Annotated in this window: 19 protein-coding genes and 1 riboswitch; of the genes, 6 read left to right on the plus strand and 13 right to left on the minus strand. The window is 42.3% G+C overall.

Going from position 1 to position 20,766, the window contains the following annotated elements:
- Positions 1-188 precede the first annotated feature (188 nt).
- The gene (locus ACFQWC_RS21290; RefSeq protein ID WP_377109036.1) at positions 189-1,550 is read right to left on the minus strand and encodes a sigma-54 interaction domain-containing protein; all 1,362 of its coding nucleotides are present in this window, start codon (positions 1,548-1,550) and stop codon (positions 189-191) included.
- A 172-nt stretch (positions 1,551-1,722) separates the two neighbouring features.
- On the opposite strand from ACFQWC_RS21290, the gene ACFQWC_RS21295 reads away from it, so the two are divergent.
- Positions 1,723-2,232, plus strand: a complete 510-nt coding sequence (locus tag ACFQWC_RS21295) for a cupin domain-containing protein (RefSeq protein WP_377109037.1) — start codon at positions 1,723-1,725, stop codon at positions 2,230-2,232.
- Positions 2,233-2,576: 344 nt separating this feature from the next.
- Here ACFQWC_RS21295 and ACFQWC_RS21300 read toward each other — a convergent pair whose 3' ends face one another.
- From ACFQWC_RS21300 to ACFQWC_RS21310, 3 genes are all read right to left on the minus strand, one after another.
- Positions 2,577-3,764 carry an MDR family MFS transporter gene (locus ACFQWC_RS21300; protein ID WP_377109039.1) on the minus strand — a complete coding sequence of 396 codons (1,188 nt, stop codon included), beginning with the start codon at positions 3,762-3,764 and terminating at the stop codon, positions 2,577-2,579.
- 156 nt (positions 3,765-3,920) lie between these two features.
- Positions 3,921-4,085: a glycogen biosynthesis protein GlgD gene (locus ACFQWC_RS21305; RefSeq protein WP_299739435.1), complete on the minus strand. Its 165-nt coding sequence runs from the start codon at positions 4,083-4,085 to the stop codon at positions 3,921-3,923.
- Positions 4,082-4,375, minus strand: a complete 294-nt coding sequence (locus ACFQWC_RS21310) for a YtzC family protein (protein WP_299739437.1) — start codon at positions 4,373-4,375, stop codon at positions 4,082-4,084. The genes ACFQWC_RS21305 and ACFQWC_RS21310 overlap by 4 nt, the downstream gene beginning before the upstream one ends.
- Positions 4,376-4,576: 201 nt before the next feature.
- Between ACFQWC_RS21310 and mnmL the strand changes: the two genes are divergently transcribed.
- Together mnmL and mnmM are read left to right on the plus strand one after the other, a co-directional pair.
- Positions 4,577-5,542 carry a tRNA modification radical SAM protein MnmL/YtqA gene (mnmL, locus tag ACFQWC_RS21315; RefSeq protein ID WP_377109040.1) on the plus strand — a complete coding sequence of 322 codons (966 nt, stop codon included), beginning with the start codon at positions 4,577-4,579 and terminating at the stop codon, positions 5,540-5,542.
- On the plus strand, positions 5,539-6,111 hold the full coding sequence (gene mnmM / locus ACFQWC_RS21320) for a tRNA 5-(aminomethyl)-2-thiouridylate-methyltransferase MnmM (RefSeq protein WP_044340323.1): 573 nt from the start codon (positions 5,539-5,541) through the stop codon (positions 6,109-6,111). Before mnmL ends, mnmM begins: the two co-directional genes overlap by 4 nt.
- A gap of 47 nt (positions 6,112-6,158) precedes the next feature.
- Here the strand turns inward: mnmM and ACFQWC_RS21325 are convergent, their stop codons facing one another.
- From ACFQWC_RS21325 to ACFQWC_RS21340, 4 genes are all read right to left on the minus strand, one after another.
- Positions 6,159-7,160 (minus strand): LLM class flavin-dependent oxidoreductase, encoded by a 1,002-nt coding sequence (locus ACFQWC_RS21325; protein WP_377109041.1) that lies wholly within the window; start codon positions 7,158-7,160, stop codon positions 6,159-6,161.
- 111 nt (positions 7,161-7,271) lie between these two features.
- The gene (locus ACFQWC_RS21330) at positions 7,272-9,653 is read right to left on the minus strand and encodes an immune inhibitor A domain-containing protein (protein WP_483880592.1); all 2,382 of its coding nucleotides are present in this window, start codon (positions 9,651-9,653) and stop codon (positions 7,272-7,274) included.
- Positions 9,654-9,993: 340 nt separating this feature from the next.
- A complete protein-coding gene (locus ACFQWC_RS21335; protein WP_341356846.1) occupies positions 9,994-11,067 on the minus strand; it encodes a tetraprenyl-beta-curcumene synthase family protein in 1,074 nt (357 codons plus the stop codon).
- 14 nt (positions 11,068-11,081) lie between these two features.
- Complete coding sequence (locus ACFQWC_RS21340; RefSeq protein ID WP_299739447.1) at positions 11,082-11,885, minus strand: alpha/beta fold hydrolase; 804 nt, start codon at positions 11,883-11,885, stop codon at positions 11,082-11,084.
- An 85-nt stretch (positions 11,886-11,970) separates the two neighbouring features.
- On the opposite strand from ACFQWC_RS21340, the gene ACFQWC_RS21345 reads away from it, so the two are divergent.
- Entirely contained in the window at positions 11,971-12,486 is a 516-nt protein-coding gene (locus ACFQWC_RS21345) for a gamma carbonic anhydrase (RefSeq protein ID WP_299739449.1), read from the plus strand.
- A gap of 237 nt (positions 12,487-12,723) precedes the next feature.
- Here the strand turns inward: ACFQWC_RS21345 and metK are convergent, their stop codons facing one another.
- Positions 12,724-13,926, minus strand: coding sequence for a methionine adenosyltransferase (gene metK, locus ACFQWC_RS21350; protein ID WP_299739450.1), 1,203 nt, complete (start codon positions 13,924-13,926; stop codon positions 12,724-12,726).
- Between the two features lie 211 nt (positions 13,927-14,137).
- Positions 14,138-14,281, minus strand: a riboswitch (SAM riboswitch).
- 329 nt (positions 14,282-14,610) lie between these two features.
- On the opposite strand from metK, the gene pckA reads away from it, so the two are divergent.
- Positions 14,611-16,200: a phosphoenolpyruvate carboxykinase (ATP) gene (gene pckA, locus ACFQWC_RS21355; RefSeq protein ID WP_341356847.1), complete on the plus strand. Its 1,590-nt coding sequence runs from the start codon at positions 14,611-14,613 to the stop codon at positions 16,198-16,200.
- 53 nt (positions 16,201-16,253) lie between these two features.
- On the opposite strand, the gene ACFQWC_RS21360 is transcribed toward pckA, so the two are convergent.
- Positions 16,254-16,403, minus strand: coding sequence for a lmo0937 family membrane protein (locus ACFQWC_RS21360; protein ID WP_156142529.1), 150 nt, complete (start codon positions 16,401-16,403; stop codon positions 16,254-16,256).
- A 232-nt stretch (positions 16,404-16,635) separates the two neighbouring features.
- Between ACFQWC_RS21360 and ACFQWC_RS21365 the strand changes: the two genes are divergently transcribed.
- Complete coding sequence (locus ACFQWC_RS21365; protein ID WP_377109042.1) at positions 16,636-17,424, plus strand: GNAT family N-acetyltransferase; 789 nt, start codon at positions 16,636-16,638, stop codon at positions 17,422-17,424.
- Between the two features lie 43 nt (positions 17,425-17,467).
- Here ACFQWC_RS21365 and ACFQWC_RS21370 read toward each other — a convergent pair whose 3' ends face one another.
- The 3 genes from ACFQWC_RS21370 to metE form a co-directional block, all read right to left on the minus strand.
- Positions 17,468-18,034: a biotin transporter BioY gene (locus ACFQWC_RS21370; protein ID WP_377109043.1), complete on the minus strand. Its 567-nt coding sequence runs from the start codon at positions 18,032-18,034 to the stop codon at positions 17,468-17,470.
- An 89-nt stretch (positions 18,035-18,123) separates the two neighbouring features.
- The gene (locus ACFQWC_RS21375) at positions 18,124-18,306 is read right to left on the minus strand and encodes a hypothetical protein (RefSeq protein WP_377109044.1); all 183 of its coding nucleotides are present in this window, start codon (positions 18,304-18,306) and stop codon (positions 18,124-18,126) included.
- Between the two features lie 119 nt (positions 18,307-18,425).
- Positions 18,426-20,726 carry a 5-methyltetrahydropteroyltriglutamate--homocysteine S-methyltransferase gene (metE, locus tag ACFQWC_RS21380; RefSeq protein ID WP_377109045.1) on the minus strand — a complete coding sequence of 767 codons (2,301 nt, stop codon included), beginning with the start codon at positions 20,724-20,726 and terminating at the stop codon, positions 18,426-18,428.
- Positions 20,727-20,766 lie beyond the last annotated feature (40 nt).

Genomic DNA, 20,766 nt, shown 5'->3' on the forward strand with positions numbered 1-20,766 from the left:
CATGCAATAATTGTGCCAACTTTCAGATTACTGGTAACTCATTCATTTTCATACTTACATTTTTTATAAATTCCGAAATTCTGGACAATTTCAATACTCAAGACACGAAATGTACATATTTACATTAAAATCAAAAGAGTCCGGAAATATGGACTTCTTTCCACATTTCCGGACTATCTTTACCATTATCATAGAAGCTGATATTTATTTAATTTCTCATACATGCTTGATTTGCTTATCCCTAAAGACTCTGCAACCTTTCGTTTATCATGCTGATGGGTTTGCAGGCTTTGTGTCAACACGGATTTCTCCGTTTCTTCGAGGATTTCTCTTAATGTTTTGGATCCTACATCATATAAATTTCCTGCCTTCATATATGAAGGTAGTGACTGAAGAGAAATCTTGCTTCCATTAGATAAATAGGTGGATGCATTAATGACATTCTCTAACTCACGGAGATTCCCCGGCCAGCTATAGGAAAGAAATATCTGCATCACATCGCTTTCGAAGCCTTGAACCCGTTTCCCCGACGATTTTGTAGATTTTTCCAAAAAAAAGGCTGCCAGGGTTTCGATATCTTCCTTCCGTTCACGGAGAGGAGGAATTTGAAAAGGCACGACGTTAATACGATAATATAGATCACTTCGAAATCGCTTTTCTTCCATCATTATTTCAAGGGGACGGTTCGTGGCGGCAACAATACGGACATCTACATGTTGAACACGGTTTGAACCGACTGCCTCGACTTCCCCTTCCTGTAAAACCCTGAGAAGCTTCGCCTGCATGTTGAGAGGCATGTCCCCTATTTCATCCAGAAACAGAGTTCCCTTATGAGCCAGCTGAAACTTTCCTTTCTTACCACCTTTTTTCGCACCTGTAAAAGCACCCTCTTCGTAACCGAATAGCTCTGATTCCAGAAGCTGCTCTGGAATCGCTGCACAGTTCACTTTAATAAAGGGTTGTCCGCTTCTTTCACTAAGCTGGTGAATACTGTGAGCGAACAGTTCCTTACCAGTTCCACTTTCCCCCCTGATGAGGACGGAGATATCACTGGGAGCGATCATTTGAGCTTTGTCTTTCAGCTCATTCATACCAGGTGATTCACCAATGATGTCATTCAGCGTGTATTTCACACCGCTATTGATATCTTGAATATAGCTTTGAATTTTAGACATCATATTCTTCACGTGAGAACTCATTTGCATCCATTCACTCGTGTCCCGGAAGATCACCGATCCAAATGCTCCTATCACTTTACCATCAACCCGGATCGGAATACGATTGGCGATCATATAGTTTCCTTTAATATATTGAAGGTCTGCCACTTCCTCTTTACCACTGTCCGCAACAATATGCATACGTGTGTTTTCGATGACGTTAGTTACATGTGAGCCAATCGCTTTATCCCGCTCGACTTCGAGAAAGCGACAGTAATTATCATTTATGTAGATGATCGTACCTTCGTTATCAACGACGACCAACCATTCGAAAGCGTTCTCAAGAATGATTTCGATCATTTCGACGGATACCTTTTTTAATAAGCTGCTCATTTCCTTGCCTCCCTTTATTTTGCAAGTGAACATATATATTTATAGTAGCATATACACTCACCGGCGTTTCGAAAATGAAGCCATTTTCCAACATTTCAATTACCAGTAATGAATCGGTTTAAGGTATACGGAATTAGGGAATCTTCTTAACAACGAATGGAGGAATGAGAGGATGAAAATCGCAGAACTGAAAATATTCTATTTCGAAGACGATGGAATCATCCCTAATAACCCGGACCTGCCAGTACTCATTTACCGCAATGCACTTGATTTTTCTCATAACGCCGAAGAACTCTTCAACAGAAATCAGTGGCTCAATAGTTGGACAAATGGCATTTATGATTACCACCATTATCATAGTAATGCACATGAAGTATTAGGGGTCATGGAAGGTGAGGCAACGGTTCAGTTAGGCGGTGAAATGGGCGAAGAAGTGAAGGTCCATAAAGGTGATGTGATCATCCTTCCAGCCGGGACCGGACATAAGAAATTATCCGCAAGTCACGACTTCAAAGTCGCAGGTGCCTATCCGAACGGTGATGATTATAATTTGAAAAAAGGTTCATTACGTGAACGGCCCAGTGTATTAATTGAAATTAAAAACGTTCCGCGACCCACAATGGACCCTGTGTTTGGAGAAACAGGTCCACTCACAAAATATTGGGTCAAGAAAATGGATTAAGTTAGCATTCTGCATCCTATCGTACCGTTTTCATTCGATTTTTTCCCATTCCTATTTTTCTATAGTAATGCTTCTTAGAAACGACTATAAACACTTTTGAAACATCCAATAATCTAAGTGGTTAGATTATTTTTGTAAAATAGTCTTGTTTTCTTATTAGTCCTATGCTATTCTATTATAGCGATGAGCTGAATTGTGTAAGTCGGGGATCACGTCCTTGTGACAACAAACGATGTGGCGTTTGCTGATCTCTCGCCTCAATTTTTTGCAAGTGGGCTTCCGTAGGAAACGGGAGCCCTTTTTATATGAAGAAAACCCCCAATGATTCCTCATTGGGGGTTTCTTTATTGTTGAACCGATACGGACACAGCGCTTTTCTTTTTCAATGGTCGGTCATATTGACTCGTAATGACTAGTGAGACCATGAAGAAAGCGATCAACGTCATAAACAGCACCTGCATGCTGAATAGGTCCACTAATACTCCTCCGATAAACGGCCCGATCATTCTTCCTCCTGTTGCTGTACTATTCACGATTCCCTGATAGAAACCTTCTCTCCCTTTTGGAGCAAGTGAGTTGGCTATCGTAGGGACGGCGGGCCATATGAGCATTTCACCAATCGTCAGAATGATCATCGCAATCGCAAACCATTGAAATTGATCCGCAATCGAAGCCACTGCGAAGGAAACCATGAATATAATCGTCCCGATCATAATTTGAAGCTTTAAATTATGTTCAAAACGCTTGATGGCTTTCGACAAAAGCGGTTGTGCAAGCACAATCAGTGCTCCATTGATCGTCCACAGTAAGCTATATTGTTTCAAACTGATATTGATTTCCTGAGTGTACGTCGCAATGGTGGATTGCCATTGTACATAGCCCATCCAGCATAATAAATAGGCGACACAAATGAAGAGCAGTGCCTTCAGTTTCGATTTATCCCTAATCACCTTAGACTCATTCAATACAGATGTTTGATGAGCGCTCACGGATATGCTTCGATAACCAAATAAGGCAATGAAGAAAAAGACGATATACATACTAAGATTCGCTAAGAATATATAGTTAAAGGAAAATGAGGCGACAAATCCACCTAATGCAGCTCCAACCGCAACTCCGATATTTTGCGCCACATAGACTGAATTGAATGCTTTTCTTCCACCTTCAGGCCATACCGAACCTGCCATGGCATACATGGAAGGAAAGACGATTCCCGAACCAAAACCAACAATGGTCAAGAAGACCACATAGTGCGGCCAGCCATGCCAAATATTCATTCCAACCAGAGCAGTCAAAGTAATGGAAATCCCTACTAATATCGAGCGATAACCGCCGAACTTATCAAAAAGTGTTCCCCCGATCAGATTTCCAATGACGCTCGCTCCCGCGTTCATCATCAGCACAATTCCCGCTACAGATAGTGATTTCCCTAAATTCTCATGTAGAAAAATGGTATTAAGAGGCCATAAAAAAGAGGCACCTGTCACATTCACCATCATTCCAATGACAAGCAACCATAATGATTTGGGCATGATTCTGCCCCCTTTCCATCATTTTATTTCGAGTCCCAAAAGGATTTTACTCTTTTTTGTGAAAGGGGGCAAGAATTATTTCTTAAAATAGATGTCCTTTTTTTAACACAATATATAAACTAGGTGCCTCCATTAAGAGCACCTAGCTTAGGACAATCATTTTCCGTTATGATGATCGGATTTGACAGGCTGTCCCTGTTTTTCGTAGCGCTTTTTCGCAGCTTTGACAGGATTGTTTTCAGCCCCGAATTCTGTATCTAAATTACGAAAATCACTGCGGGTCTTTTGTTCAGGATTTTTTTTGTCAGAACGTGTTGTCAATGTAATTTACCTCCTACTACATTTGGATCGTGATCTAACAAAATCATCTCATTTTGCATGTTTTGAAGCTGAAGTCTCATGCGATGCAATTGTTCACGCTGTTGAGAGTTCGCGCTGTTGGCTAAATGAGCTACATCATTCACTGCTGCTTCAAGCTGCTGCATGGCTTGAGTATATTCCACATCGTGATAATGCTCCTGCTGTGATCCTGATTTATATTGTTCTTGAGCGTAACGAATGGCATCTTCACACTTTTGAATGCATTCATCTACCGAATTTCTTGTTGCCATTTCGACTACCTCCTTGACGTTTGGAATAAAGAAGAGGAAGGTCCCATCCTTACTCTCCTCCATCTTAGTTTGAACCTGATTGGCCGTTTCAGAAGTGGTAATCTTCGCCTATTTCTTTATGCAGGATACATTTGACCCCGTGTTCATGTTAAAATCTTTTTGAGCGTCATACATACTGTTACACACATTGAAACGTAGGAGGTGTTTGTCATCGGGACAAACCCATTTCCATATGCCACAGATTCCAAACGATATCATACGTGGAACTATCATTTACGAAACCATTTTGGACACAAGGTCTTTAAGGTTGCCCTGGACGGCGGTTTCGATTGCCCGAACCGGGATGGCACGGTCGCCCGTGGAGGCTGCACGTTTTGCAGTGCTGCAGGCTCTGGTGATTTTGCCGGAAGCAGAGTCGACTCTTTAGATAAACAATTCAAGGATATTAAGGAAAGAATGCACAAGAAGTGGAAAAATGGAAAGTACATGGCGTATTTCCAAGCATTCACGAACACTCACGCACCTGTTGATGTGCTGAGAGAGAAGTATGAATCAGTTCTCGAACAAGAGGGCGTTGTGGGTATTTCCATCGCTACCCGTCCGGACTGTCTTCCTGACGATGTGGTTGAATATTTAGCAGAATTAAACGATAGAACCTATTTATGGGTAGAACTGGGACTGCAAACCGTTCATGAAAAAACGGCCGGCTTGATCAATCGGGCTCACGATTTTCAGTGCTATGTAGAAGGCGTCAATAAATTAAGAAAGCACGGTATACGGGTCTGTTCCCATATTATTAACGGACTGCCTCAAGAAGATGAAGAAATGATGATGGAAACGGTACGTGAAGTGGCAAAACTTGACGTCCAGGGAATCAAAATTCACCTCTTGCACTTACTGAAAGGAACACCCCTGGTCAAGCAATATGAAAAAGGACTGCTTGACTTCATGGATTTCGACAAATACGTGAAATTGGTTTGCGATCAGCTGGAAGTCCTTCCACCGGAGATGATCATTCACCGCATTACGGGGGACGGACCTATCGACCTAATGATCGGACCGATGTGGAGCGTGAATAAATGGAGTGTACTGAACGCGATTGATGATGAACTTAAACGCCGGGACAGCTGGCAGGGAAAATTTTTCAAAGTGGATGTGAAAGCATGAAATTAGATCGAATCTTACCTTTTGCGAGAGAGCTTCTGGAACGGGCTGTTAAACCAGGAGACATTACTATAGACGCTACACTGGGGAACGGACATGACACCTTATTCCTGGCCAGGTTAGTTGGAGAAAACGGACGGGTATACGGTTTTGATATTCAAGAGGAAGCCATCGAAAACACGAAGGAACAGCTCATCACCCATGATCTTGCTCACCGGGTGACGCTCTTCCACCAAGGTCACGAGACTGTTATGAACGTCATTCCTCCATTGCATCATGGGAAAGTGACGGGGGCAGTATTTAATCTTGGATACTTACCGGGCGGTGACAAGGAGATCGTTACCCGTCCGAAAACCACGATACTCGCATTGAATCAGATCTTGGAAATGATGGCACCTGAAGGGATTCTCGTCCTTGTCATTTATCACGGACATCCTGAGGGTGCCGTAGAGAGGGATTACCTCCTTCGCTACGTTGAAAGACTGGATCAAAACTATGTTCATGTCCTGAGATACCAATTCATAAATCAGCTGAATAATCCTCCATTCATTGTGGCGTTGGAGAAGAGATGAAAATAGTAAAAATAGGGACGGACCTTTTTGAGGTCCGTCCCTATTCTTTATAACAGTTCGTTAGCGATTAATTCAAATGATTTAAGTTTGTCCTGGAAGTCGTATGTGATGCTGACGAGCATGATTTCATCAGTTTGGTACTGTTCACTGAGTGAAAGTAGTTGTTCTTTCACTTTTTTAGGATTTCCGACGACCATGCGTTTGCGATTTTCACGGACTCTCATTTCTTCAAAAGGCGTGTACTGATAAGCTGCCGCTTTTTCAGGGCTTGGTGTCCCGTTTGAACGCATACCTTGTTCGATCATGAGGATCGCTAAGTCGATGCTGGATGCGACTCTCTCTGCTTCTTCATCCGTTTCAGCACAGACGGCAAACACGGCTACGATGTTTTTGGGCTCCTTCAGATACTTGGAAGGAACAAAGTTATTTTTGTAAGCCTGCGTATATTGGGGACCGCCCTCCCCATTAATAAATTGTGCAAAGGTATAAGGTAATCCTTTTTGTGCCGCCAGCATCGCACTGGATGGACTTGAACCGAGCATCCATACTTCCGGCATCGTTTCGATCATCGGGGCTGCCGTCAAACCTTGGTACGGATGTGTGTCTGGTAAGGAATCCGTTAAATATCCAAGGAGGTCATCGATTTGTTCCGGATAACGATTGACGTCCCTCGGCTTTCCGTCGTGCAGGGCCATCGTTGCCATCGGCATTCCGCCAGGTGCCCTTCCAAGGCCTAAGTCAATCCGATTCGGATTCAACCCTTCAAGCAATCGGAAGTTTTCCGCTACCTTGTATGAAGAGTAATGAGGAAGCATGACCCCTCCGGAACCGACACGGATTTTTGATGTATTCTGAGCAAGGTGAGCGATCAAGACCTCTGGTGAAGATCCGGCAAGACCCGTTGAATCATGATGCTCTGATACCCAGAAACGTTCAAATCCCAACTTTTCGGCATGCTGAGCTAATTGTACTGTATGTTGTAAAGCCTCTTGAGGGCTCATTTCTTCTGAAATAGGTGACTGATCTAAAATACTTAGCTTGATAGTCAAAATGGACATCTCCTTTTATTGATGTGAGTATTATTATCAATTCCATAGTAAAAAATGTCCACTAACATGCTTAAAGGGTGACTGCCGGGAAGGCAGTCACCCTTTACTTACTTATTTTTTGTAGATCAACACTTTACCGACTGTACCGTCAGCACTTTCTCCTGTTACACGGAAATTCAATCCGTAGTTCGGTACGTTACGTCCAGCGTCTACCATACCTTTGTTGCTGTAATCCGCACTGTCGTCGAATAATGGGTTACGGGCAGTGTGGTTGTCTTTCATTGTGATACCAGTTATTTCAGAATAATCCAAGAACATTTTCTCGGACTTATTCAGGCTGAATGCCGCATCGTGAACCTGGTAACGAGTCGATCCAGCTGTGCCATCGCTCCAATAGTTTGTCTTTTGGTCTGCATCGACAACCCCGACAAATCCATCTCCAGGATGAGCTCCTGTCCAGTTTTCGCTGAATTGTTTGTCAACATACCAAACTAGAAGGCCACCATCATATTTCATTAAGCTTGCACCACGGCGGATGTTGGCAAGACCTTCATCGACACCGTTGTGGCTGCGCCATTCCAGTAGGTAGTAGTGGTCGGAGCGTTTGATACCATCATTTTTCTCGAAGCCGTCTAAATTGAACTTCGCATCGCCTTCAGCGTCATCAAACAATACTTCATTCCCGTCGACCACTACAGAAAGATCATCTGCATAGAAGCCTGGATTTGAAACGGCAGCATCTGTTACATACTCGATAGCAACTTCAACTTCTTGACCAGCATAAGCTGAAAGATCGAATGAAGCGTCAATCCAGCCGTTAGAAGAACCAGTTATACCATTCCCAAGATTAGAGTCATTAGGGTTAGTATTAGTAGTTAAGTCACTCGCTACCGGCTCTCCGTTAACCGTTAAATAAGCATAATCCCAGTCCGTTTCAATGTCATACCAAGCTTTGAAATTGAATTCTGCAGATGCAGCATTCGTTAAATCAACAGTAGTCGATAAATAATTGTGTAAGTCATCAGCACTTCCAGAGAAGTACTCATACTCACCACTTGCCGGCTCATTTATGACTGTTTCTTTTTGTGGAAGATTGACTTTCACTACGTCGTTGTTTGTTCCTTTTGTGTTTGCTTCGTCAAGTAATACTTCCTTATTCTCTTTATCTAAATCATTAATGTCGTATTCTGTTCCACTCAACCAATTTCCTTTAGTACCTTCATTATCCACGACTGCGGAATTCTGAAGCATTTCCTTCATATAAGGACTGAACCCAGTAGGCTGAGTACCAGGAATATCCCCGGCCCAGCTTCCACTTGCCATGATGGACCAGTAGCTTACCGGTTCACCTGTACCTGTGTACTGAGTATCGTACTCATCCGGTAGTCCTAAATCATGACCGAATTCATGAGCCATTACCCCGACAGCACCGTCTTCAGGTTCGATTGTGTAGTCATAAGCAGCCATTGCTCCACCCCAATAAGGAACAGTTGCTTCAGTTCCCGGAAGAGCATGAACACCGCCAAGATTCCAACGATGTGACCAGATTGCATCAGATCCTAATGACCCACCGCCAGCTTCTTCACCCACACCAGAGTGAATCACCATTAAGTGATCAACAAGTCCGTCTGCCTCAAGATAGTTTCCATCTCCATCAAGGTCATAACGATCCCATTTGTCATAATCAGCAAGGTTTACGTCTGGATCTGCCGCTGCTGCAGCTAAAGCTTCTTTTACAAGACCTCGTGCATCTACATCACTCCCGTCAGGCTGGGGATCATTTCCACCATATTCAGCTGCAGACTTACTCGCTGTATACCAACCAGCAACTTCCCCTTCAACAGAATAGCTTCCACCTGACTGCTGTTCATAATATTGCTTCATGGAAACATAGTTTTTACCGTCTGGGCCTGTCCAACCGCCTGTACCAAACAACATATCTTGATAGTGCTCACGGGAATAAGCATCTTCACCTTCGTAGTACATATCTGTTTCATCAGCTGTCATAGAATTATGTGGCTTGTCCTGATAATCAACTAAAAGAACCAATACCTTATCCGTACGCATTTCACCATTATACGCTTCTTCTTCCACAGAAGCTGGTGCATTCTTCTTAGCTTGTCCAAGCTTATTACCCTTACCTGAAGTCAAGCTGTTACTCTTCATTTCTTTTTGAAGCTTAGCTTTCGCTTCTGCTTCTTCACCGTGCAGTTCTCCTTCTCCTGCTTCTTTTTCAGCAGAATCCGCTTTCGCTTTCAAGAACTTCTGCAGTGCTTTTTCAGCCTCAGCAGGTGTCGCATTTTGTTTGATTTTACCTTCTTTTTTCAACATTTCGATCAAGCGTTCGTCATTCGCAATGCCTAAATCGAAAGGCCCTCCATGCTTATGTTCGTGTTTCACCGTCGGCTTGGCTAATACATTTTCCGGTACAGTGGTTGCAGCTGATGCCGGTACCGTGAACGCCCCGACACTGATAGCGGCAGCCATGGCCATTGACAATACTTTGCGTGTCTTCAAAAAAAGTCCCCCTCTTTTTTATGTAATAATTTCTCACTAATTTAAAATATACTCCACTATTCTGAAAAGTAAATATTTTCAGAATACATTGGTTATTTAGTATTACGAAATAAAATTTTTATAGATAAATAGTATGATATTCAACTGACAATACAGTAAGTAAATTGTCACAATCCCCAAAAAGCAACAATTACTTTATGTATAAATATGGTATTAAAGGTCTAAATTAGCATTCACCACCAAACTAAAGTTGGATGAAATAGACAAAAAAAGGGACGGACCTTCGACACGAGTGTCGAAGGTCCGTCCCTCTTATTCAGGATATTTTTTTACGGTTTCTCCATTTGCGGTAGATTTTGCCGTTGATGTAGAAGAATCTGGTGATCCAACCGGCTTGTCCGATGAATTCTTTGGAGAAGGATTGTACTTTTTCTTGTTTGTTTGCCTTGTCGTCTGACAGGTAAACGCCGATGAGTCCTTTGTTGATCAGGCGGTGAAAATGGGCATGGGGCAGTTCATGGGTGTGTTCGTCTGCTTTTTGAAGGAAATGCAGCAGCCGTTCCTTTAAATGCTCATCATCCTCGTAATAGAAGCAGAAGTTCAAGTCTCCCCCCTCCTGGTCCTCATCCTGGTCGATGAAGTAATCAAGAAGAATATGCAGGCCCTGAATGTATGGAAAATATCCACGTTTGATTTTTTCTGTGTGCGACGGCTGAAAATCGCTCCGGCATGCGTATGAAACTAAACAGAAGATACCGAGTGTGGACCCGGAGCAGGCGGAAAACTCGTACCAATTCATTTCCGGAAGGTTCGAACGGTGAGTTTCAAACCAATTCTGCAGCCTTCCTACCCGTTCTTCTTTTTTTACATGTTTATGTATCTGCAAGTCGCAGTAGTATTCACAAAGTTGTACAAGATCCTTTTTGATGCTGTCATAGTGTTGTAATGCTTCAAGAACGGACTGACAGGTAAGCACTAGATCCCTCAGATACCCCCCGTCATCCTGATCCGCCCTTAAAGAATAGTAATTGACAGGGACAGCGCCCACCGTCAGGGCGTCCTTCATGGATTGATGAAGGAGGGCAAAATCGTCGGGGTCCAGGGAAACGCTTCGATCACACAGATTATCCAAATAATCGCTTATCGTTTGATAGGCGACGATGAATCGAATCGTTTCTTCTTTTCTGTCCAGTGCCAGCAGGGAAAGAATCGATCCACCTTCACAGTGAAACGTTTTATGCTCTATACTGGCAAGGGCCTGGCTTCTCAATTCCTGATTGGGGATCGCTTCTGCACGCCTCTTCCACTCATCTAACTCTTTATGAACAATCGGAAAAACATTTCGGTATACTCTTGTCATTAACGAAAAGGGATCACTTGGAATGGACACCTTTACCACCTCTTTTACAAAATGTATCCTAGCGCTTTCAAACGACTTTCAATGAAAATTTTGGAGTACTCAAAGATATCTTCTCGTTCTGGTTCATTATAGATTTCATGATAGCACTTCGGCCATTCTTTGTAATGCATTTCAGATAAAGACAGTTCGTTGAACCATTTTTTCACTGCTTTTTTATCGACGATTTTGTCATCACCAGCCTGCAACACGAGCAGTGGAACGTCAGGCATTTTTTCCAGGTTTATAAAAGCCAGTTTGATCGCATGGGCGAGCTCCCTGTACCAGCGGACGGACACCTTGGTGATATAGAGTGAATCGTTGCTGTCAATTTCACGTACGTCTGCATTTCTTGTTGCCATATCGATCGTTAACCCGGATGGAAACTTCACCATGGGAGCGATCTTATTCAAACCGTGGGACAAGAGCTCGATCGGTTTTGAAGGGGTCGTGACCAAGCCTAAACAAGGTGAGGACAAGATCACACCTGCCAGGTTCACATGGGATTCCTGAAGCATACGCACCGCAACAAGCCCCCCCATACTATGACCTATCATAAATACTGGTAATTCAAATTGATATGCTGCCTGTACCCAATCTTTCACTTCCACTATATATTCATCAAAGGAATCAATATGTCCTCTTTTACTTCTTGAGGTCATACCCTGCCCCGGTAAATCCCCCATTATGACATGATAGCCTGCTGCACGCCACATTTCAATGAGCCAACCGTACCTGCCATGATGTTCCATTGCTCCATGAATGATGACGATGACTGCCTTTGCTTCTTGATCTGTTTCCCATTTCCACATGGCAATCCCTCCTTTATAGTTCTCTAATTGATTGAATTCTGCTACCATTTATTATAGTAAATATTATTGAAAGGGGTAGTAAAAAATGCTCTATCCGTATCATGATAAAAAACCAGTCATCTCTCACTCAGCTTACATTGCCGATTATGTGACCATCTCCGGGGATGTCGAGATCGGGGAAGAGTCCAGTATTTGGTTTAACACCGTCATCAGAGGGGATGTCGCTCCAACGAAAATCGGTAATAAAGTAAATATACAGGATAATTCCATTCTCCATCAGAGTCCAAATAACCCTCTTATTCTTGAAGATGAAGTAACCGTCGGCCATGGAGTGATTCTACATAGCTGCAAAATTCGAAAGAAAGCGTTAATCGGTATGGGATCCATTATTCTCGATAATGCTGAAATTGGTGAAGGAGCTTTTATTGGAGCAGGAAGCCTTGTTCCTCAAGGGAAAGTCATTCCTCCTAATACGCTGGCATTCGGCAGGCCAGCAAAAGTAGTGAGAGAGCTAAACGAACATGATATTAGCGAAATGAAGCGCATTTCCAGAGAATACGCTGAAAAAGGACAATATTATAAAAGCATCAAACCATTTTAACTTCTTATACTTGGGATACCCCATCCTTCATTAGATTACTCATGTAATATTTTCAGGTGTAACACGTGTGATTGTTTCCTCGAACAGGTTTTATCTGCCGTTTTAGAAATATATCTGCCAGTATCGGGATATGTCTGCCATGTGACACAAACTAATAAATTTCGCCGAATCAATTAGAAATGCCACTCATCAAAAAGAGACCAACACCCATAGAGTGTTGGTCTCTTTGATCTTATCTTATTCGCCTAACGCTTCTGCTTTTAATGCTTCAGCTTTGTTTGTACGCTCCCAAGGAAGATCAATATCGTTACGGCCGAAGTGTCCGTAAGCAGCTGTTTGCTTGTAGATCGGACGACGAAGGTCCAGCATTTTGATGATGCCAGCAGGACGAAGGTCAAAGTTGTTGCGGACAACATCAATCAATACGTCTTCTGATACTTTACCCGTTCCGAATGTGTCGATTGAAATAGATACCGGTTGAGCAACACCGATTGCATACGCTAATTGAACTTCACATTTTTCAGCTAAACCAGCTGCTACAATGTTCTTCGCTACGAAACGTGCTGCATATGCCGCTGAACGGTCCACTTTCGTTGCATCCTTACCAGAGAATGCACCGCCACCATGACGAGCATATCCGCCGTATGTGTCAACGATGATTTTACGTCCTGTTAAACCTGCATCACCTTGTGGTCCACCGATAACGAAACGACCTGTCGGGTTGATGAAATATTTTGTTTGCTCATCGATCAGTTCTTTCGGTACAACCGGATCGATGACATATTCCTTCAAGTTACGCTGGATTTGCTCAAGCGTTACTTCAGGGTGATGTTGAGTAGAGATAACGATCGTGTCGATTCGAACCGGCTTGTCGTTTTCATCATATTCAACTGTTACTTGCGTTTTTCCATCAGGACGTAAGTAAGGAAGAATTTCTTCTTTACGAACTTCCGTTAAGCGACGGGAAATTTTGTGAGCAAGGGAAATGGGAAGAGGCATAAGCTCTTTCGTTTCATTACAAGCGAATCCAAACATTAACCCTTGGTCACCTGCTCCGATTGCATCGATCTCCTCATCCGTCATTTGTCCTTCACGGGCTTCAAGTGCCTGGTCTACCCCTTGAGCGATATCAGCAGATTGCTCATCGATGGATGTCAATACTGCACATGTTTCAGCGTCAAAGCCGTATTTCGCACGAGTGTAGCCAATTTCACGGATTGTTTCGCGAACGATTTTCGGAATATCGACATACGTACTAGTTGTAATTTCACCTGCAACAAGTACAAGACCCGTTGTAACAGACGTTTCACATGCTACACGAGCATTAGGGTCATTGGTAAGAATTGCATCAAGAATTGAATCAGAAATTTGGTCACAAATTTTATCTGGATGTCCTTCGGTTACGGACTCAGATGTAAACAGACGACGTTTAGTTGACATCAAGGTTCCTCCTTAAGCTATTTGTTAGACTTTGATCTAACAAAACATTAAACAGATACGGTACTCATTCCCTAAGTAGTATGAAGTAAACATGGTTTTTTTATAAAAAAATCATGAATTATGTGCATTTGATCCTCTATAAACAGAAAAAACCCTTCCTCATGATTAAAGCAATAGAGGAAAGGTTTCAGATCATAGCCGCGCCTTTTCTCTCTTATCGTTCAAGGTTCATAGACCTTGCCTCAGTTTAGCACCTTCGCTTAATCGGATCGTTTCAAAGTATAAGATCCATTCACTATTTAGCAGGTTGCTGGGTTTCATAGGGTCTGCTCCCTCCACCAGCTCAGGATAAGAGTATCCGTTCAAGGAACAATGATAACGTTTAGGACTAGAGGTGTCAACTTTTTTTCGAGTGACAGGTTTAACCAATCTTTTAGCCTCTTTTTATGACTTCAACCTATTTTTCTTCATTAAAATAACCTAATGGGGTAATGAGGCTAAACATTTAGATTTTTTCTTCATATATATAAGAAGAAACAAGCTGTATTTGGACGAAAAATGTGACAAAATGAAGACACATTATAAAATTAAATAAATAGTATAGACTAATAGCTTGATTGTGTTATACTATTTTTGTGAAGTAAGCGATGCCATTAAATAAATTTATATAAAGGAAGGGTTCTAATGAATTCAGTGAGCATGTCTAATGAATTAACAGAATTACTTAACGGTCAAAATATTCAGGAACAATTATCTGTTTCCCAACTAGTTGAAAAAGTCCTTCAACGCAATGAAGGCGTTTTAACATCATCAGGTGCAGTCAGAGCAGAAACTGGTAAATACACAGGACGCTCTCCTAAGGATAAATTTATTGTTGAAGAACCATCCACGAAGGATAAGATTGAGTGGGGTTCTGTCAATCAACCCATCTCTTCAGAATCATTCGATAAACTATATACAAAAGTGATCAATTACTTAAAAGAAAAAGAAGAAGTGTTCTCATTCCAAGGGTTCGCAGGTGCAGACCCAAAACATAGACTGCCGATTCAGGTTATCAACGAATTTGCTTGGCATAATCTTTTCGCTCATCAATTATTCATTCGCCCGACAGAAGAAGAGCTAAAGGGTCACCAATCAGAATTCACAATCGTTTCTGCTCCGAACTTCAAGGCGGATCCCGAAGTTGACGGAACTCATTCTGAAACATTTATCATTGTATCATTCGAAAGAAGAATTGTCCTGATTGGTGGTACTGAGTATGCAGGTGAAATGAAGAAATCGATTTTCTCTGTCATGAACTACGTGCTTCCTGAATCCGATATCCTTTCCATGCACTGCTCTTCAAACGTGGGACGCGAAGGCGATGTGGCATTGTTCTTCGGTTTATCCGGAACTGGAAAAACGACTTTATCCGCAGACCCTAACCGCCGTTTGATCGGCGATGATGAACACGGTTGGTCTCCAAACGGTGTTTTCAATATCGAAGGCGGCTGCTACGCTAAATGTATCGGTCTGACACGTGAGAAAGAGCCACAAATCTTCGATGCCATCCGTTTCGGTTCTGTCCTTGAAAATGTTGTCCTTGATGACAATTCCCGCATCCCGGATTATGAGGATAACACATTAACTGAAAACACTCGTGCTGCATACCCTCTTCAAGCGATGGAAAACATCGTTGAACCAAGTGTTGCAGGACATCCAAATACAATCGTATTCTTAACGGCAGATGCATTCGGGGTATTACCTCCAATCAGCAAACTGACGAAAGAACAAGCAATGTACCACTTCTTAAGTGGATATACATCGAAGCTTGCAGGTACGGAGCGTGGGATCACTTCACCACAAGCAACGTTCTCAACATGCTTTGGCTCACCATTCCTGCCACTTCCTGCAACTCGTTATGCCGAGATGCTTGGGAAGAAAATCGATGAGCACAATGCACAGGTATTCTTAGTGAACACCGGGTGGACTGGTGGAGAATACGGTGTTGGTAACCGCATGAAGTTATCTTACACTCGTGCTATGGTTCAAGCAGCTCTTGAAGGCGAACTGACTCACGTTGAAACAGAAACGGACGACATCTTCGGTCTGAACATCCCTGTTCACGTTCCTGGTGTTCCTGACGAAGTGCTGCAACCAAAAAGAACATGGTCCAATGAAGCAGCATATGAAGTGAAAGCAAAAGAACTAGCCCACAAATTCAACGAGAACTTCAAGAAATTCTCAAACGTACCATCTGAAATCGAACTTAAAGGCGGTCCATCCGTTAAATAGTCTACTATACAAAGGTCCGTCCCTCATTCTTGAGGGACGGACCTTTGTTATGGTTATAATCCTTTTTTACGGCCGGTGATTCTGTTAAATAAAAAGACTACAATGGCAATAACGAGTAAGATATGGATGATGGCTCCTCCGATTTTAAAGATCAATCCGAGCAACCAAAGGACTAAAAGAATTCCAATAATGGTCCAAAGCATGAGTTTCCCTCCTAATAACTGTGATTGATGCTAAGATTCCCTATTTCCATACATTTAAAACCATACATGGTATTTCACATATAAAAATATACAACCATTAGTAACTTCTGTTAGTCACGCTGAATTTACTCAATAAAATTCTTGCTCTCATTAAATTTTCCTAAAAATAATACTTTACTAAATATTTCTAATTTTGTATGATAATGATTAAAATTCACGGAGGGGAATCAAGATGATCAGACAACTTACAGAACAGGATCATGATATTTGTCAGCAACTCATTCAGCAGCAGCCGGCTGAAAATTTGTTTATTATCGGGGACATTGAAGCCTTTGGGTATGAACAGGATTTTCAGAAAATTTGGGGCGACTTTGATGCGAAAGGGAATTTGAGGGGAATCCTCCTTAAGTACAGAGAAAACTTCATCCCTTTTTCCATGGGTGAATTTGATGCGGAAGGGTTTGCCGGAATCATCAATGGGACTGAAGACTACAGCATCGTTTCCGGATTAAAAAGGAACGTGACGCAGGTTGAACCCTTTTTATCCAGAGAAACTAAATCAATAAGACATATGTATTATGCGAAATGTGACAACACGGAATCAATGAACCGACATGCCCTGCCTCATGTTAAACAGGCTACCCTCAATGATCTACCTCAACTTGTGGACCTATTGAACAGCATCCCTGAATTTAGTGGTGGTGATTTTTCTGTAGAAAAAAGAAAACACAGCATGGAAGCCGGTGTTTCCAGAAGCTATTACGTAGAGGAAGACGGAAAGTTTGTTTCTTCCGCCTCTACAACCGCCGAAAACAGTATGTCAGCGATGATTGTGGCAGTTTGTACCCATCCGGAGTACAAGAAAAAAGGATACGCTACGGAATGCATGACGAAGCTCTGTCGTGACGTATTAGAAGAAGGAAAAGAATTGTGCTTATTCTATGATAATCCTGAAGCAGGGAAAATTTATAAGCGAATCGGATTCAAGGATATAGGATATTGGTCTATGTATAAATTTTAGTCATAAAAAAAGTTGACTCCCAACAAAGAGTCAACTTTTTTCATTATGCAGCTGCTTTCCGATTCCCGATTAACCTCGCCTGAACCAGTCGTTGTCTTACAGTGATTCCAATCCAACTGGCCAGGAATGCTTTGATAAGTCCAACTACGATAAATGGATATACACCTGCTGCCATTGCCTGATTCCAGCTAAGATCGGCTACAAATTTAAGTTGAATGGTACCCAGGATCAACGTAATGATCATTCCGACTGTATTGGCAATCATCGCCATCGGAATGGTGAATTTGGTTTTTTCAAGAATGAAGCCTGTAAAGAAAGCCGCTACGATAAAGCCGAAAATATAGCCTCCCGTAGGACCGACCAGTACCTGTGCCCCTCCACTGAAGCCCGCAAATACAGGAACACCCACTGCTCCCAGGGCTGCATAGCAAACCATGGCAAACGCTCCATATCGGCTTCCAAGAATCGTCGCGGTAATTCCTACTGCCAATGTTTGTCCGCTGATTGGTACGAGTGGCAGTGGAATCTCGATTTGAGCGAAAATCCCCGTAATCGCAGCAAAGATGGCACAGTGAATGATCATCCTTAGTTTTTCTCCGTTCACTTTCAAATCCCCCTTGTGTATGTAAACTATGTATAACATTAAGTTAACACAATTGAAAGGATTTTGGGAAGCTTATTTTTCTTCCCTCTCGTTTTTTAACTGGGAGCATAAACATTACATATCATTTCTTTAGCCTGCCATTCTAAAGCGGTTTTTAATGAAACCCTCCCTTTTGGGAACTCATCAATCCCCTTATCACTCACCAAATATAGGATAGTGCGATTTGGCTGATGTTCATTAAATACTTGAATGATTCTTCCTATGGCTATGTATGGCATTTTCTTTCTCTCCTTATGAGCAGGACGCACTTCCTTTCACCTGCGCCCTGCGTTTTGTAAAGGTGGATCACACGAGCGTACAGCTACACTCGATCATATTTCTCTTCGTTCTCCGTCTATTATCTTTCATTTTTAAGAAGCACTTCTTCACGCACTTGTTCCGCAGCTTCCACCATGGTTTTAAGAGCTAAGACCGTCTCATCGATCCCACGTGTTTTCAAACCACAATCCGGGTTGACCCAGAATAAATGGGGATCCAGCACTTCCAGAGCCCGATGTATATTGCGGATTAATTCTTCACGTTTCGGCACCCGTGGACTATGAATGTCATATACCCCGAGACCAATCCCTTTGTCATACGTATAATCTTCAAAAACATGGATCAACTCCCCATGACTTCTTGATGTTTCAATCGAGATGACATCAGCATCCAGATCACTGATGGCATCTATAATATCTTCAAAATCCGAATAGCACATATGTGTGTGGACCTGGGTTTGCTTCTGTACAGATGAAGTGGCCAATCTGAAGGCATAAACGGCAGCCTTTAGATATTCCTCCCAATTTTCACTCTTTAAAGGCAGACCTTCCCTAAGTGCCGGCTCATCGACTTGTATCATGCGAATCCCATGGGCTTCTAATTCCTCTATCTCTTTTTGGAGAGAAAGTGCGATTTGATTCGATACTTCATATCGTGATATATCATTCCGAATAAATGACCAATTTAGAATCGTGATCGGGCCCGTTAACATCCCTTTAACCGGTTTATCGGTTAATGATTGGGTATATACGGTTTCTTTAACCGTCATCGGTTCTTTAAAATTCACATCACCGTAAATGAGTGGTGGCTTCACACATCTGGAACCGTATGATTGTACCCATCCAAACTTCGTAAATTGAAAACCTTCTAATTTCTCACCAAAGAATTCAACCATATCAGTCCGCTCGAATTCCCCATGTACAAACACATCAAGACCTATTTGTTCCTGAATTTCAATCCAGCGTTTTATTTCCGCATGAATATATTGTTGATACTCCCCATCAGAAAGTTCTCCCTTCCTCCATTTCAACCTTTGCCTTCTTACTTCCTGGGTTTGAGGAAAACTTCCTATGGTAGTGGTAGGTAGAAAAGGTAATGAAAAGTACTTCGCCTGTTCCAGTTTACGAATATGGAAAGGATCCTTTCTCCCTACATTATCGGGTTGCAATTCCTCAACCTCTTCCTGCACCTCCCTATTATTGCGCAGGGGTGATTCGTTTAAATTCTTAATCGCCGTTACACTTTGAGCAATCTCATCTTCTATTGTCTCGACTCCCTCACGAATCCCCTTCGTTAAAATTGTGATTTCATGTAATTTCTCATCAGCAAATGATAGAGCGTCAATGAGAGGTGTATCAATTGCTTCTTCATTCTGCAAGGTTACAGGTACATGAAGTAAACTGCATGATGGTTGTATGATCAAGCGATCACTCGGAACATACCCTGCAATGAACGATAGAAGCGAATGGGTATCAGCAAGATTACTTCTCCAAATATTCCTGCCATCAAGAATGCCGGCAGCCAGGAATTTATCTTTAGGAAAACCAAATCTTTTCAGCGCCGCCAAATTCTTACCACGATCATGCATAAAATCTATCCCTATGCCGTCCACTGGGAGTGCTAACACCCGCTGGTACCTTTCCAAACTATCATAATAGGTTTGGAGGATGATCTTTAACCCGGGGCAGGATTCTTTAAGTGTTTGATAGACTTCTTTAAATTGATCCATCTCTTCATCCCCGATGGATGTGCACAAGATCGGTTCATCCATTTGTACCCACTCTACACCCTCTTCCTGTAAATCACGCAATACTTCAGCATAAAGAGGGACAAATTGATCAACGATGGTTTTATAGTCCCCGTTATCATACCCTTTGGACAATTTCACAAATGTGAACGGACCTAAGATAACCGGTTTTCCTTCTATACCCAGTTTTTCTTTTGCCTCCCTAAAAAAATGGAGGGGACGATTTTCCACCAACCGGGGAACGATCCCATCAAGTTCAGGGACGAGATAGTGATAGTTGGTGTTAAACCATTTTGTCATTTCCAGTGCCACCGCGTCCTTTGATCCTCTGGCCATTTCAAAATACGTTTCAAGAGAGACCTTACCCCCACCATAATGAAACCTCTTAGGAACCAAGCCGAACATGACGGCTGTATCAAGCACATGATCATATGAGCTGAAATCTCCAACCGGAATCAAATCAATTCCCTGATCCAGTTGCTTCTTCAAATGGTTGACTCGTATTTCCTCCATTTGTTCTAAGAAGGAATCCTTTTCAATCTTCCCTGCCCAAAATTGTTCCAGCGTCTTTTTCCATTCACGCTTTTCACCGATTCTTGGATATCCTAAATTTGAACTGATCACCTTACTCATTCAATCCTCACTCCTTATACTTGATATGGTTGTCATCAAC

Source organism: Rossellomorea sp. GCM10028870, assembly GCF_042666755.1.
Lineage (GTDB): Bacteria > Bacillota > Bacilli > Bacillales > Bacillaceae_B > Rossellomorea.

Coding starts and splice junctions, on each gene's coding strand:
- ACFQWC_RS21290 (WP_377109036.1), bottom strand. CDS start 1,550: ATGAGCAGCTTATTAAAAAAGGTATCCGTCGAAATGATCGAAATCATT.
- ACFQWC_RS21295 (WP_377109037.1), top strand. CDS start 1,723: ATGAAAATCGCAGAACTGAAAATATTCTATTTCGAAGACGATGGAATC.
- ACFQWC_RS21300 (WP_377109039.1), bottom strand. CDS start 3,764: ATGCCCAAATCATTATGGTTGCTTGTCATTGGAATGATGGTGAATGTG.
- ACFQWC_RS21310 (WP_299739437.1), bottom strand. CDS start 4,375: ATGGCAACAAGAAATTCGGTAGATGAATGCATTCAAAAGTGTGAAGAT.
- mnmM (WP_044340323.1), top strand. CDS start 5,539: ATGAAATTAGATCGAATCTTACCTTTTGCGAGAGAGCTTCTGGAACGG.
- ACFQWC_RS21330 (WP_483880592.1), bottom strand. CDS start 9,653: ATGGCCATGGCTGCCGCTATCAGTGTCGGGGCGTTCACGGTACCGGCA.
- ACFQWC_RS21340 (WP_299739447.1), bottom strand. CDS start 11,885: ATGTGGAAATGGGAAACAGATCAAGAAGCAAAGGCAGTCATCGTCATC.
- ACFQWC_RS21345 (WP_299739449.1), top strand. CDS start 11,971: ATGCTCTATCCGTATCATGATAAAAAACCAGTCATCTCTCACTCAGCT.
- metK (WP_299739450.1), bottom strand. CDS start 13,926: ATGTCAACTAAACGTCGTCTGTTTACATCTGAGTCCGTAACCGAAGGA.
- pckA (WP_341356847.1), top strand. CDS start 14,611: ATGAATTCAGTGAGCATGTCTAATGAATTAACAGAATTACTTAACGGT.
- ACFQWC_RS21360 (WP_156142529.1), bottom strand. CDS start 16,403: ATGCTTTGGACCATTATTGGAATTCTTTTAGTCCTTTGGTTGCTCGGA.
- ACFQWC_RS21365 (WP_377109042.1), top strand. CDS start 16,636: ATGATCAGACAACTTACAGAACAGGATCATGATATTTGTCAGCAACTC.
- ACFQWC_RS21375 (WP_377109044.1), bottom strand. CDS start 18,306: ATGCCATACATAGCCATAGGAAGAATCATTCAAGTATTTAATGAACAT.
- metE (WP_377109045.1), bottom strand. CDS start 20,726: ATGAGTAAGGTGATCAGTTCAAATTTAGGATATCCAAGAATCGGTGAA.